Here is a 12737-nt window from a genome sequence, read left to right as displayed (position 1 = left end):
AACCGTCCCGTGGCCGGGATACCCGGTGCCGTGCCCGGCAGCAGGCCGTGACGGGCCATCAGTTTATGGACGGTGCTGCTGGCGGGTATGCGGTGTCCCTGGTCTTCAAGCCAGCGCTTAATCTTGCTCGCGCCCCAGCGCTCATGGCGGGCATGCGCCATGCGCAGCAGGTCAGTGATGTCGTCCGGAGAACGGTTCGGAGAATGATGAGGTGCGCGGGAGCGGTCCTGAAGACCGGATACACCTTCCTCAGCCCGGCGTTTAAGCCACTTATAGCCGGTGGCAGGAGAAATGCCGTAGTGACGGCAAAGGGAACGGATGTTCGCCCCGTCCTGCGAGGCGAACAAAACAAACTCAGTACGTAATGACATGGTATCTCTCGCATCCCAGGGCATAAGCGACTCCATAAACGGGTTCTTATGCCTTAGTTGTAAGTGTCTACCATGTCCCCGAACAAGTGTTCATGATGTCCCCGGACTGTACAGGGAGAGGGTTAGGGTGAGGGGGGCTCGCACCGGGTATGTGCATATTTTGCCCGCAAATCGTGCAGCTACTCCTTTGGGATTACTGCCAGAGATTTTTCACCGTTAACAGCGCGCGGGCGATTTCTACCATGCGCTGATTTTTATCCATCGCCATTTTGCGCAGACACTGCCACGCCTGCTCTTCGGTCATATTCTGGTGCGTCATCAGCACATGCTTGGCGCTGTCGATCACCTTGCGCTCATCAAGAGAGGCTTTCAGCGAGGCCAACTGCGCAGTCAGCTGCTCCAGTTCGCGCGCCTGCTGACGCACCAGCGGCAACAGCTGATTATCAGGGCGCAGCGATAGCGCATCCCCGGCAGGCTCCAGAAAGGCGGCGCTTATCGGCGGGAGATCCTCCTCAGCCAGTAAAGTTGCAACGGTCTGCATCAGGGCGTCGATCAGCGATTCTTCCAGCGCGCGTAACTCCTCCAGCCGCTGCGTGTGCAGCACAAACCAGTGCAGCGCGTTTTCCCCCTGATCCTGCGGCGGCTGGCGGGTGCAGGCCAGACGACGGAGTTGTTCGATCTCAAGCGTTGCCTCACAGCGGGTGTGGAAAATATCGCTCAGGCCGGCGCTGCTAAGTGAAAGGAAGGTGTCAAAACAGGGTTGCTGGCCGTCGATGCGATCCACCAGCCGCTGGCGCAGGGCGTCGCTGAAATGGCCGAGGGTAAACCCGAGCGCCCCCAGCGCCCGCTCCTGCCCCGCCAGCTCTTTGCCCTGCATCAGACTGTAGAGCGCCACCAGCGGCTGCACGATGCGCGGATCGTCAAGGGTGTCGTTGAGCTGCGGCACAATGCTTAACAGATGGCGGATGGTGGCGCTGAACTGCTCCATTGCCTCGGCGGCATCAATGCGTTGCGCCTGTACGCGCTGGCGTAACTCCGGCAGTTGCTCCAGACCCCAGAGCGCGGCGGCGATGCGCTGGCACAGCGCGCTGCTGGTCAGCGGCGGGTCATCATGCAGTAATGGCATTAACGCCAGCCGTTGTTCATCCACCAGTGCGCGACTGGCGCGGCACTCGGCGTCATATAATCGCCCCTGCGAGCAGAGCCAGATGTTGGAAGCGCCGCGTTCGCACTGTAGCATATGCACCAGATGGCAGATCCTGCTTGCCAGCGCACCCGACTGCGCCAGCTGGCGGAGTTGTTGTTTCTGGATCTGGCGCGCGTAACGAAACCAGTCGATGGCGCAGTTCGCGCGGTCAGCATTCATGGTCATGCTTATTCTCCCGGTCAATGTGTCCGCTGAATAAAGCAATAATCATGCCTTGTCGAAGGAGTGAAAAATGCAAAAGATAGTGATCGTCGCCAGCGGCGCGGCGTATGGCAGTGAATCCCTGTTTAACAGCCTGCGTCTGGCTATCGCCCTGCGTGAGCAGGATCCCGCGCCAGAGTTGCGCCTGTTTTTAATGTCCGATGCGGTCACCGCCGGGCTACGCGGCCAGCGCCCGGCCGAGGGCTATAACATTCAGCAGATGCTGGAGATCCTCACGGCGCAGAACGTACCGGTGAAGTTGTGCAAAACCTGCACCGATGGCCGGGGGATTAGCGAACTGCCGCTGGTTGAGGGGGTGGAGATCGGCACGCTGGTGGAGCTGGCACAGTGGACACTGGCGGCGGATAAAGTATTAACCTTCTAATAATTACCCCGCTTTAATATATTTTTCTTATAGATGTGATCCAGTCATCAAGTTTGCCTGCTGCGTTGCCGATAGCTTTTTTATAACAACACAGCAGGTACAACATCATGATCAAATCCATTCGCGCGCGCATTATTGTGGCGACAGCTGGCTGTCTGGCTATTGCTTTGCTTCTTAACACCGTTATCAATTTTCAGGTCGCCCGTCAGGACAACCAACAAACCCAGCACGATATTTTAGCCAGCACCAGTAACAGCCATAGCCTGGCGATCGCTGACTGGGTGAACAGCAAAATGACCATGATTGCCTCGTTACCGGACGTGGCGGTGCAGGACGATCCGGTGCCGGTGTTTAAGCAAATCGCCCAGGCTGGCGGATTTACCAACGTCTATGTCGGTTATGCCACCAAAACCGCCAAATTCTCCGATCCGACCGGCGTCCCGGCGGATTACGATCCCACTATCCGTCCGTGGTATCAGCAAGTGCTGAAAGCCGATGCGCCGGTCGTCACCGCGCCGTATGTGGACGCGGGCACCGGCAAACTGGTGGTGACCTTTGCTGTGCCGGTGAAAACAGGTGGTACGCTGAACGCAGTGGTCGCCGGTGATGTCGCCATGGACAGCGTGGTGGCGAACGTGCACGGGATCCAGCCGACGCCAAAGAGTAGCGGCCTGCTGCTGGACAGCGACGGCACGGTGATCGCCGCCAATGACCCCGCGCTGACGTTAAAACCCTTTAACGAAGCCATTCAGGGCGTGAATTTCAACGACCTTAAAGCGGGTAACGCAGAGGAAGGAACGCTGGCCGGAGCCAGCAAAACGCTACTTGCCACGCCGGTGAAAGGCACCCAATGGCTGCTGGTGGTGGCGCTGGACAGCGATGATGCCACCAGCGGCCTGAGCGCCCAGCTGAAGGCCTCGGCATTGTCGCTGATCGTGCTGGTGCTGCTCGGCGGTGCGGTAATGCACTGGCTGGTCGCCACGCTGCTCAAACGTCTGATGACCATCCGCGATGCCATGCACGCCATCAGCAACGGCACCGATGACCTGTCCCAGCGTCTGCCGGAAAACGGCAATGATGAAATCGCGGAAATTGCCCGCGCCTTTAACGCCTTCAGCGACAAACTGGCGGTGGTGATGGTGAAACTGCGCGACTCCAGCACCTCGGTGAAATTCGCCGCCCAGGAGATCGCAGCGGGCAACCAGGATCTCTCCGGGCGTACTGAACAGGCCGCCTCCAGCCTGCGCGGTACCGCCAGCGCGATTGAGCAGATCACCGCCTCTGTCGGGCAGTCCACCGATTCCGCCGCCCAGGCCAACACTCAGGCGCAGGCCGCGTCGGAAGCCGCGTCACGGGGCGGTCAGGTAGTGAAACAGGCGATCACCACTATGCAGTCTATCGAAGAGGCGTCCGCCAAAATTGGCGATATTACCAGCGTTATTGACGGCATTGCCTTCCAGACCAATATTCTGGCGCTGAATGCGGCGGTGGAAGCGGCGCGTGCTGGTGAGCAGGGGCGCGGCTTTGCGGTAGTGGCCGGAGAGGTGCGGACCCTTGCCAGTCGTAGTGCGCAGGCGGCCAAAGAGATCAAATCACTGATCGAATCCACCACCCAGAGCGTTTCTATCGGCTCGCGCTATGTCCGGCTGGCGGGGGAAAGCATGGGCGATATTGTGTCGGGCATCGACAGCGTGTCGGTGATCATGCGTGAAATCACCATCGCGACCAGCGAGCAGATGAAAGGTATTCAGGAGATTAACCACGCGGTAGTCGATCTTGATCGCATGGTGCAGCAGAACGCGGAACTGGTAGTGGAATCCGCCGCGGCAGCAGGGGCGCTGCAATCACAGGCGGCGGAGCTGGCGGAAACCGCGGGTCATTTCCGCATCTGAACGTCAGGCGGCGCAACGATCTGCGCCGCTTGTCACCTCAGGCAAAACCTGGCTGCATCTGTGGGCCAGGTTTTTCTTCGCACAATAAACCGCGCACTTTTCCCACCAGCTCGTTTAAGCAGTCGTCGTGCATGCCAAGCTTAATCAGTTCCTGCTCCAGCGAGAAAAGGTATTGCGCGTTGGTGCCGAGCGGGCCGCTGGCGGCGGCAATCAACGGTGCTATCACCTGCGCACGGGTATCGGCTTCGTACAGCGCATGGCGCGGATCCATAATAAACACCAGCGCGTTGATGGTGCGGCCATCATCAAGAGTGAGTTTGCACCAGCTTGGCAGGTAACAACCAGTGATCATTTCGCGCTTCCACAACAGCGACAGGTCGTCGTGCAGGGTTTCATCGGCGAGCCGGTATGCCACGCCCGTGGTGCGTCCGCCCTCTTTCAGAGCAAGCATCCGCCCCGGCTGGCAGGCACTGCCCCGTCCGGCGGTCAGGCGCAGGCAAAAGGCACGATGCCAGCCCACCAGGGTGCCGGGACAGGATTCGGTGTATTCCAGCGCCGGGTTCCACATCAGGGAGCCATAGCCAAAAATCCACACCGGGCCATCGTCCGGGCGGCAGGCCAGGGTCGCCGCCAGCGAGGCTGCCCGCTGTTCTGCTGACCAGAGCAGGGATTCTTCAATCTCGCCAAAGGCCGTTTTACAATCAGCCTTCATCAGAAAATCACGCGTTAACATCGTTTACCTCCACCACTGCGTGTGTCCATACGACTGCTTTTTTGACGCCTTCCAGGCTTTTTAGGTGCTCATTTAGAAAGCAACCCGTTACGACGATATGCAATTCGCGGGCCGCTTGCAAGCCAGATGCAGGCGTAAGCGGCGCTGTTATTGTTATCGGGCGGTGGAGGAAAATCTAAAGCGTATTTATTTCAGCCGATTACTTCTTTTTGTGCCATTTGTCATCGTCGCCCTTTTCGTAATCATGTTTTACCGCCGCCCACGCCACTTTATGCGCGGTTTCTTCCCGGCTGGCGTCGCCTTTACGGTCGTCTTTGTCTTTATACTGATCCCAGGCGCTGTTAAACGCTTCTTTATAAATATCCTGCGCATGGGCGGGCAGCACATGCTGTACGCTGTCCGGTAAGTCGGTTCGGGATTTAAACGGCATGACAGGTCCTCATTCAGGGATAAAACCTAAGTGTGGACGACAAGCGGCGTGGTTGCCAGTCAGCATAAAGATTTGAAATCTTAGCGTCATAATTTACTGTTATATATAAGAATAAAAATCAATTTTTATGAATTCGGTTACTTCAAATTGATAATCCTCTATTCCCGTAAAATTAAGTAAACATATCCCCGCCGTATGGCAGGATCTGTTATTTTACGTGTCTGCGATTTTTTCAAACTACACTAATTACGCACCTGCAAACATGGAGATAATAAATGCCGACAACGATCGAGGCGGTTAAAACCCGCCACAAGGAGACCTCTCTCATTTTCCCGGTGGTAGCCCTGGCAGTGCTGCTGCTCTGGGGAAGCAGCCAGTCACTGCCAGTGGTCATTGGTATCAACCTGCTGGCGCTGGTAGGGATTTTAAGTAGCGCATTTAGTGTGGTTCGTCATGCCGATGTTCTGGCCCACCGTCTGGGCGAGCCGTATGGTTCATTAATTTTAAGTCTTTCCGTCGTTATTCTCGAAGTGAGCCTTATTTCCGCATTGATGGCGACCGGCGATGCCGCGCCCACGCTGATGCGCGATACGCTCTATTCCATCATTATGATTGTGACCGGCGGTCTGGTTGGCTTTTCGCTGCTGCTCGGCGGTCAGAAATTTGCCACCCAGTATATGAATCTGTTTGGCATTAAACAGTATTTGATCGCCCTCTTCCCGCTGGCGGTGATCGTGCTGGTGTTCCCGATGGCACTGCCGACGGGAAACTTCAGTACCTCGCAGGCATTGCTGGTGGCGCTGATTTCCGCGGCGATGTACGGCGTGTTTCTGCTCATCCAGACCAAAACCCACCAGAGCCTGTTTGTTTACGAACACGAAGACGATGGTGACGATCCGCATCACGGTAAGCCATCCGCGCACAGCAGTACCTGGCATGCGCTGTGGCTTATTGTTCACCTGGTCGCCGTTATCGCCGTTACCAAGGTGAACGCGAATCCGCTGGAAACGCTGCTGACAGAGCTTAATGCCCCGGTGGCCTTTACCGGATTCCTGGTGGCGCTGCTGATCTTGTCGCCGGAAGGTCTGGGGGCGTTGCGTGCGGTGCTGAATAATCAGGTGCAGCGCGCCATGAACCTGTTCTTCGGTTCGGTGCTGGCGACCATTTCTCTGACCGTACCGGTGGTGACGCTGATCGCCTGGGCGACGGGTAATGATCTGGTGTTTAGCCTGGGCGGCCCGGAGATGATTGTGATGCTGTCATCGCTGCTGCTGTGCCAGCTGTCGTTCTCTACTGGCCGCACCAATGTGCTGAACGGTGCTGCGCATCTGGCGTTGTTTATCGCCTATCTGATGACGATCTTTGCCTGACGGCATTGCCTCACGGGAGGCCGCGTTATGCGGCTTCCCTTATTGGTAAGTCGCTATGCCTGCATCAACTCGTCAAACAACTCCGGATGCCTGTCCAGCGCTTTAAACAGCAGAACAAGCGGTTTTGGTGGTGCCACCCGGCCCGTTTCGTAGCGGCTGAAAGCATTCGCCCCGCCACCAAAGATTTCCGCAGCCTGGCGCTGATCCAGTTTAAAACGTTTACGTACCCTGGCGATAAAATGGGGATCGACCGCTTCTGCATTGACGGCGCGATTAAACGCGCTGATGGCGGCCATATAACGCGCGCTCGCCGCTTCATTTAAAATCATTTCACCGCAGGCCCCGCAAAAATCACCGGTGATACCGCACACCTGCGTTTTACGGCCCTTGTATTCATAGTCAACATCACGCGTCAGATGCTGCAGTTCTGCGCCTCCGCAAACCGGGCATTTCATGGTCATAGCTCCTTAAATGAGACGATCAGCACGTCATCTTTAACGATGAACTTCATGTAGATACGCAGCCCATTAAAAACAGGCCGGTAAACGTCATGCCAGCACGTATGATCGTGATAAGCCGTCATGCTCTTATAAAAATCCTTTGTCTCCAGCGCCAGAATGACAACGAGCATCTCTTCCAGGCTACTGAATCCCAGCGCCGCTGCATCATTAAGCGCGGTGAGCGTAGTGCGGGTTTTTCCTGCACGCACCAGCGCTTTCACCACAGACAGACGGGTATGCACAGTTCCTTTTTCGGTCATGATTATTAACCTGAATGCCAAATTATGCAAATAGGTTAATGAGGCGGAATGCCCTGAACAAGGGCTGGCGGGGGTATTTACAACGGGTGCGAGGCGCTACGCAAAATGCCGCGTAACAAATGAAAACGCCATGCCGTTTCCTTTCGGGTAAACGACATGGCGATTAAGAGGCGTTTTTTAGTTCTCGGTATCCAGCTCTGGGAAGCTTTTCACCAGATCATCAATGGCTTTGATCTGGGTGAGGAACTGCTCCAGCTTGGCCAGCGGCAGTGCAGACGGGCCGTCACATTTCGCATGATCCGGGTCCGGGTGCGCTTCGATGAATAGCCCCGCCAGACCGGTCGCCATACCGGCGCGCGCCAGTTCGGTCACCTGACCGCGACGACCGCTTGATGCAGCGCCAAAGGGATCGCGGCACTGCAGGGCGTGGGTCACGTCGAAAATAACCGGGGAGTTGCCGGAGACTTTCTTCATCACGCTAAAGCCCAGCATGTCCACCACTAAGTTGTCGTAGCCAAAGTTCGCGCCACGGTCGCAGAGGATCACTTTCTCGTTACCGCCTTCGCGGAATTTATCCACGATATTGCCCATTTGACCGGGGCTTACGAACTGCGGTTTCTTCACGTTGATCACCGCACCGGTTTTCGCCATCGCTTCGACCAGATCGGTCTGACGCGCGAGGAAAGCCGGCAGCTGGATCACGTCAACCACTTCAGACACTGGCTGCGCCTGGCTGGCTTCGTGCACATCGGTGATCACTTTAACGCCAAACGTCTGCTTCAGCTCCTGGAAGATTTTCATCCCTTCTTCGAGGCCCGGGCCACGGTAGGAGTGAATCGACGAGCGGTTAGCTTTATCAAAAGAGGCCTTGAACACGTACGGGATACCCATTTTCTGCGTAACCGTGACGTAGTGTTCACAAATGCGCATCGCAAGATCGCGTGACTCGAGCACGTTCATACCGCCAAACAGCACGAACGGCAGGTCGTTTGCCACGTTAATATCGCCAATGCTAACCACTTTTTGTTTCATAGGATCGCCTTATCAGGTTGGGGGTCGGGAGTCATTAATGCAGCGTGATCTGCTTGTGCGCAATGTTGTTAATCTGCGCGCGGATCATTTCGCTGATCGGATCTTCCGGACATTGTTCTACAAAATAACTTAAATCATTGAGCGCGACATGGTCGCAGTCGAGCTGAGCATAAATCAGCCCGCGGTCACGAATTTCGTACGGATCTTCTGGATTGAACTGCAACAGCGCTTCGCTGGCGCGCAGGGCCAGCTCCATCTGCTGCTCTTCCATCAGCGCCGATTTCAGCGTATCCAGCAGCTTGCGGATCACCTCGGCGTTGTCGGCTTCATCCAGATCTTCATTGAACAGTTCAGCAATCGGACTGATATTGCCCTTGAGCCACACCTCGAGGGTGTGCTCGTCCAGCGTGTCGCCATTGAACGGATTGATCAGCCACATTTCGCTGTCCATCCATTCGGCACGTAAAATGAGCTGTGTCGGGAAAATCACCGGCATCAGCGGAATGTCCAGTCTGCCGGCGACCCACAGCAGAATAGCGCCCAGAGAGACGGCGCTGCCCTGGCGATTTTTGAGCACGTGATCCAGCCACAGGGCATCGGACAGGCGGTAAACGCCGCGCGTGTCCTGAAAGCCCCACTCACCGTAAAACAGCTCGATGAGCTTCTCCAGTTGCCAGTCCTGAGGCTTCGCCTCGCTGATCTCTTCCCTGGCCAGACTGACCAGGCCTTCCAGTTCATCGTAGACATACTGTGAGGGGAAATCTTCGCGGATCAACTCTGATACGAGGATCATCCCGTCACATAACGGTGCTTTATTAAATTCGAAATCTGCCAACGACTTCATCATTTACCCCAGTAACGGTATTTTGTGGTGGCGAGTTTAATGATGATGTACAGCACCACCAGCGCCAGCAGAAAGGCGATAAACCCGTACTGCTGGCTGCGCAGGCAATTATGACCCGGCGCAAGAAAACCCAAAACGCAGTGATGATAACGCCAAATGACCTCTCCGTCAGCCATACTCCTTCCTTTATAACGGCATGTGGCCCAGCGTCAGGCGCTCGTTATCACCGTAATCGCGGCAGGTTTCGATCTGCGCGTACTGCTCAGCGGCAAAACAGGCGCGCACTGCGGCACCCTGCTGCCAGCCATGCTCGAGCACCAGCGTGCCGCCGGGCAGCAGGAATTGCCGGGCATGATGAATAATCCACGCCAGATCGGCCATACCCTGATCGCCAGCCACCAGTGCGGTGCGCGGTTCAAAACGCACATCGCCCTGTGACAAATGCGGATCCTGCTCATCAATGTAGGGCGGATTGCTGACGATCATCGTAAACCGCTCGCCGTCCAGCGCGCTGAACCAGTGGCTTTGCCGCACGGTTACGTTGCGGATTTGCAGATGCTCCGCATTACGGCGGGCAAGCGCCACCGCCTCAGGCATCATATCAACCGCGATGACGTCGCAGTCCGGGCGCTCTCTGGCCAGCGCCAGCGCTATCGCGCCGGTGCCGGTGCCTAAATCGAGAATACGACAGGGTGAATCAGGCAGACGGGCAAGCGCCTGCTCAACCAGGCATTCGGTGTCCGGGCGTGGTATCAGCGTGGCGGGTGAAACGAACAGCGGCAAAGACCAGAATTCACGCACGCCCACCAGATGCGCCACCGGCTCGCCCTGCGCGCGGCGGGCAAGCAGCGCGTTAAGCTGTGTCTGTTCCGCGTCTGTCAGTACCGTCTCACCAAAGGCAAGAATGAAGGTGCGCGCGCGTCCGGTGACGAAACCCAGCAGGATCTCAGCATCGCGCCGCGGGCTGTCGCTGCCCGCAAGCTTATCAATAGCAAGGCGAAGCCAGGATTGATAATCCATCAGTCCTGCTCTGAGAGGGCAGCAAGCTGATCGGCCTGGTATTCCTGAACGATAGGTTCGATCAGCATATCCAGTTTTCCTTCCATCACTTCATCCAGACGGTAAAGCGTCAGGTTGATGCGGTGGTCGGTGACGCGGCCCTGCGGGAAGTTGTAGGTGCGGTTGCGATCGCTGCGGTCGCCGCTGCCCAGCAGGTTACGACGGGTGGAGGCTTCCGCCTGCTGGCGTTTGGCGATTTCGGCGGCGCGAATACGCGATCCCAGCACCGACAGCGCTTTGGCTTTGTTTTTGTGCTGGGAACGTTCGTCCTGACACTCCACCACAATCCCGGTTGGGATGTGGGTGATACGGATCGCCGAATCGGTGGTGTTAACGTGCTGACCGCCTGCGCCGGATGAGCGGAAGGTGTCGATACGCAGATCCGCCGGGTTGATGTCCGGCAGTTCCGCTTCCGGCAGCTCTGGCATCAGCGCCACGGTGCAGGCCGAGGTGTGAATACGGCCCTGGGATTCAGTCGCGGGTACGCGTTGTACGCGGTGACCGCCGGATTCAAATTTCAGCCGACCATAGACGCCTTCACCGCTGATTTTAGCGATGATTTCTTTGTATCCGCCATGTTCGCCTTCGTTGGCGCTCATGATTTCCACGCGCCAGCGGCGGGATTCTGCGTAACGGCTGTACATGCGGAACAGATCGCCGGCAAAAAGCGCCGCTTCGTCGCCGCCGGTACCGGCACGCACTTCAAGATAGGCGTTACGTTCATCGTCCGGATCGGTGGGCAGCAACAGCACCTGCAGCTGCTGTTCCAGTTGTTCGGTTTTCTCTTTCAGTTCGCGCAGTTCTTCCTGCGCCATGTCCCGCATTTCCGGATCCTCGAGCATCAGCTGCGCGGTTTCCATGTCTTCCTGAACCTGTCGCCAGTCAGTAAAGCAGCGGGAGACATCGCTCAGTTGCGCGTATTCGCGCGATAACGCACGAAAACGATCCTGATCGGCGATGGTCCCCGCGTCACCCAGCAACGCCTGAACTTCTTCATGGCGCTCGTGCAGGGCTTCCAGTTTGGCAACGATAGAAGGCTTCATAGGCGTAAATGCACCCTGTTCTGTTATTAGAGGTTGTTGTGCTACTCCAGCCCGAGGCTGTTGCGCAGAATATGCAGGCGTTCGTCATCCCCGTTACGGGCGGCCTGCTGAAGAGATTTGGTTGGGGCGTGGATCAGCTTGTTGGTCAGTTTCCACGCCAGATCCTGCATGATGGCTTGCGCATCACCGCCTTTTTCGAGAGCGGCAAGGGCTTTGGCTGTCAGTTCATCCCGCACCTGTTCTGCCTGGCTGCGGTATTCGCGAATGGTCTCGCTGGCGCTTTGCGCACGCAGCCAGGCCATAAATTCGCTGGTTTCCTGCTCAACAATAGTTTCCGCTTCCACGGCGGCGGCTTTACGCTGCGCCAGGTTGTGGGAAATGATGCTTTGTAAATCGTCAACGCTGTACAGATAGGCGTTGGCCAGCTTACTGACGTCCGGCTCAACGTCGCGCGGCACGGCAATATCCACCAGCAGCATCGGCTGGTTACGGCGGGCTTTCAGGGCGCGCTCCACCATACCTTTACCGATGATCGGCAGCGGGCTGGCGGTGGAACTGATAATAATGTCGGCGTCTTTCAGACGTTCATCGATGTCGCTGAGCGAAATCACCTCAGCGCCGACTTCATCGGCCAGCACCTGCGCACGTTCGCGGGTGCGGTTGGCGATGATCATGTTTTTAACTTTATGCTCGCGCAGATGACGTGCCACCAGTTCGATGGTTTCGCCCGCGCCGACCAGCAGCACCGTGACGGTGGATAACGATTCGAAGATTTGACGCGCCAGCGTACAGGCGGCGAAAGCCACAGAGACGGCGCTGGCGCCGATGTCAGTTTCCGTGCGTACGCGTTTTGCAACCGAGAAAGATTTCTGGAACATGCGCTCCAGTTCGGTGGCATTCAGATGGCCACGGCTGGAATCGGCGAAGGCTTTTTTCACCTGTCCCAGGATCTGCGGCTCGCCCAGCACCAGCGAATCAAGACCACTGGCGACGCGCATCAGATGGCTGACGGCATCGTTGTCCTGGTGCCAGTAGAGGCTTTTACGCAGCTCTTCTTCATTCAGATGATGGTAATCGCACAGCCAGCGGATCAACGCTTCCTGCAAATCATCACGCTCTTCTACACTGAGGTAAAGCTCGGTGCGGTTACACGTCGACAGCACCACCCCGCCCTGCACCATTGGCTGTGCCAGCAGGCTTTCCAGCGCCTCGTCGAGCGTATCCGGCGAAAACGAAACACGTTCTCGCAACGCAACAGGCGCAGTTTTGTGGTTGATGCCGAGCGCTAAAAGAGTCATGTCAGCGGGAGTAGTACCAGTGTTGATAAGGTTAGTCTGTGCGCATCATACAGGATGCGTGAGGTCAATAAAAGAGAGCGCCCCCTTTTGGAGTAATCGATAATATAATGAT

At 56.9% G+C, this 12737-nt stretch carries 14 protein-coding genes and 1 pseudogene; 3 read left to right on the top strand and 12 right to left on the bottom strand.

All coding sequences use genetic code 11. The features are described 5' to 3' along the window. Both KW828_RS08100 and nasR read right to left on the bottom strand, forming a co-directional pair. A partial coding sequence (locus tag KW828_RS08100) for a helix-turn-helix domain-containing protein (protein WP_218335899.1) occupies nt 1-407 on the bottom strand: 407 nt, incomplete at its 3' end. Between the two features lie 157 nt (nt 408-564). Then, nucleotides 565-1743, bottom strand: a complete 1179-nt coding sequence (nasR, locus tag KW828_RS08095) for a nitrate regulatory protein NasR (protein WP_218335898.1) — start codon at nt 1741-1743, stop codon at nt 565-567. Between the two features lie 67 nt (nt 1744-1810). Here nasR and KW828_RS08090 point away from each other — a divergent pair, with 67 nt between their 5' ends. Together KW828_RS08090 and KW828_RS08085 are read left to right on the top strand one after the other, a co-directional pair. Further along, nucleotides 1811-2164 (top strand): DsrE/DsrF/TusD sulfur relay family protein, encoded by a 354-nt coding sequence (locus KW828_RS08090; protein WP_218335897.1) that lies wholly within the window; start codon nt 1811-1813, stop codon nt 2162-2164. A 107-nt stretch (nt 2165-2271) separates the two neighbouring features. Next, a complete protein-coding gene (locus KW828_RS08085) occupies nt 2272-4056 on the top strand; it encodes a methyl-accepting chemotaxis protein (RefSeq protein ID WP_218335896.1) in 1785 nt (594 codons plus the stop codon). Nucleotides 4057-4093: 37 nt separating this feature from the next. On the opposite strand, the gene KW828_RS08080 is transcribed toward KW828_RS08085, so the two are convergent. Together KW828_RS08080 and chaB are read right to left on the bottom strand one after the other, a co-directional pair. After that, a complete protein-coding gene (locus tag KW828_RS08080) occupies nt 4094-4789 on the bottom strand; it encodes a gamma-glutamylcyclotransferase (RefSeq protein WP_218335895.1) in 696 nt (231 codons plus the stop codon). A gap of 199 nt (nt 4790-4988) precedes the next feature. After that, nucleotides 4989-5219: a putative cation transport regulator ChaB gene (gene chaB, locus KW828_RS08075; protein ID WP_218335894.1), complete on the bottom strand. Its 231-nt coding sequence runs from the start codon at nt 5217-5219 to the stop codon at nt 4989-4991. 275 nt (nt 5220-5494) lie between these two features. Between chaB and chaA the strand changes: the two genes are divergently transcribed. Next, nucleotides 5495-6589, top strand: coding sequence for a sodium-potassium/proton antiporter ChaA (chaA, locus tag KW828_RS08070; protein ID WP_218335893.1), 1095 nt, complete (start codon nt 5495-5497; stop codon nt 6587-6589). Nucleotides 6590-6642: 53 nt separating this feature from the next. Here the strand turns inward: chaA and KW828_RS08065 are convergent, their stop codons facing one another. The 8 genes and pseudogenes from KW828_RS08065 to hemA all read right to left on the bottom strand — a co-directional run bounded on the left by KW828_RS08065 (nt 6643) and on the right by hemA (nt 12625). Beyond that, nucleotides 6643-7050, bottom strand: a complete 408-nt coding sequence (locus tag KW828_RS08065; protein ID WP_256350073.1) for a type II TA system antitoxin MqsA family protein — start codon at nt 7048-7050, stop codon at nt 6643-6645. After that, nucleotides 7047-7349 carry a type II toxin-antitoxin system MqsR family toxin gene (locus KW828_RS08060; RefSeq protein WP_218335892.1) on the bottom strand — a complete coding sequence of 101 codons (303 nt, stop codon included), beginning with the start codon at nt 7347-7349 and terminating at the stop codon, nt 7047-7049. Before KW828_RS08060 ends, KW828_RS08065 begins: the two co-directional genes overlap by 4 nt. Nucleotides 7350-7526: 177 nt before the next feature. Further along, the gene (gene kdsA, locus KW828_RS08055) at nt 7527-8381 is read right to left on the bottom strand and encodes a 3-deoxy-8-phosphooctulonate synthase (RefSeq protein ID WP_088218677.1); all 855 of its coding nucleotides are present in this window, start codon (nt 8379-8381) and stop codon (nt 7527-7529) included. Between the two features lie 34 nt (nt 8382-8415). Continuing rightward, a complete protein-coding gene (gene sirB1, locus KW828_RS08050; RefSeq protein WP_218335914.1) occupies nt 8416-9225 on the bottom strand; it encodes an invasion regulator SirB1 in 810 nt (269 codons plus the stop codon). Then, a pseudogene (locus KW828_RS08045) lies at nt 9225-9412 on the bottom strand (hypothetical protein); the annotation flags it as partial. The pseudogene KW828_RS08045 and the gene sirB1, both read right to left, overlap by 1 nt. After that, on the bottom strand, nt 9412-10245 hold the full coding sequence (prmC, locus tag KW828_RS08040) for a peptide chain release factor N(5)-glutamine methyltransferase (protein ID WP_218335891.1): 834 nt from the start codon (nt 10243-10245) through the stop codon (nt 9412-9414). The gene prmC and the pseudogene KW828_RS08045, both read right to left, overlap by 1 nt. After that, a complete protein-coding gene (gene prfA, locus KW828_RS08035) occupies nt 10245-11327 on the bottom strand; it encodes a peptide chain release factor 1 (protein ID WP_218335890.1) in 1083 nt (360 codons plus the stop codon). Before prfA ends, prmC begins: the two co-directional genes overlap by 1 nt. A gap of 41 nt (nt 11328-11368) precedes the next feature. Beyond that, entirely contained in the window at nt 11369-12625 is a 1257-nt protein-coding gene (hemA, locus tag KW828_RS08030) for a glutamyl-tRNA reductase (RefSeq protein ID WP_218335889.1), read from the bottom strand. Between the last annotated feature and the right edge of the window lie 112 nt (nt 12626-12737).

Source organism: Enterobacter sp. ENT03 (assembly GCF_019218745.1).
Classification (GTDB): domain Bacteria; phylum Pseudomonadota; class Gammaproteobacteria; order Enterobacterales; family Enterobacteriaceae; genus Enterobacter_D.
This window is presented reverse-complemented; position numbering and strand designations above follow the sequence as displayed.

Bases quoted from the DNA above. Each gene is read 5' to 3' on its own strand.
- nasR (WP_218335898.1), bottom strand. From the start codon at position 1,743: ATGACCATGAATGCTGACCGCGCGAACTGCGCCATCGACTGGTTTCGT.
- KW828_RS08090 (WP_218335897.1), top strand. From the start codon at position 1,811: ATGCAAAAGATAGTGATCGTCGCCAGCGGCGCGGCGTATGGCAGTGAA.
- KW828_RS08085 (WP_218335896.1), top strand. From the start codon at position 2,272: ATGATCAAATCCATTCGCGCGCGCATTATTGTGGCGACAGCTGGCTGT.
- KW828_RS08080 (WP_218335895.1), bottom strand. From the start codon at position 4,789: ATGTTAACGCGTGATTTTCTGATGAAGGCTGATTGTAAAACGGCCTTT.
- chaB (WP_218335894.1), bottom strand. From the start codon at position 5,219: ATGCCGTTTAAATCCCGAACCGACTTACCGGACAGCGTACAGCATGTG.
- chaA (WP_218335893.1), top strand. From the start codon at position 5,495: ATGCCGACAACGATCGAGGCGGTTAAAACCCGCCACAAGGAGACCTCT.
- KW828_RS08065 (WP_256350073.1), bottom strand. From the start codon at position 7,050: ATGACCATGAAATGCCCGGTTTGCGGAGGCGCAGAACTGCAGCATCTG.
- KW828_RS08060 (WP_218335892.1), bottom strand. From the start codon at position 7,349: ATGACCGAAAAAGGAACTGTGCATACCCGTCTGTCTGTGGTGAAAGCG.
- kdsA (WP_088218677.1), bottom strand. From the start codon at position 8,381: ATGAAACAAAAAGTGGTTAGCATTGGCGATATTAACGTGGCAAACGAC.
- sirB1 (WP_218335914.1), bottom strand. From the start codon at position 9,225: ATGAAGTCGTTGGCAGATTTCGAATTTAATAAAGCACCGTTATGTGAC.
- prmC (WP_218335891.1), bottom strand. From the start codon at position 10,245: ATGGATTATCAATCCTGGCTTCGCCTTGCTATTGATAAGCTTGCGGGC.
- prfA (WP_218335890.1), bottom strand. From the start codon at position 11,327: ATGAAGCCTTCTATCGTTGCCAAACTGGAAGCCCTGCACGAGCGCCAT.
- hemA (WP_218335889.1), bottom strand. From the start codon at position 12,625: ATGACTCTTTTAGCGCTCGGCATCAACCACAAAACTGCGCCTGTTGCG.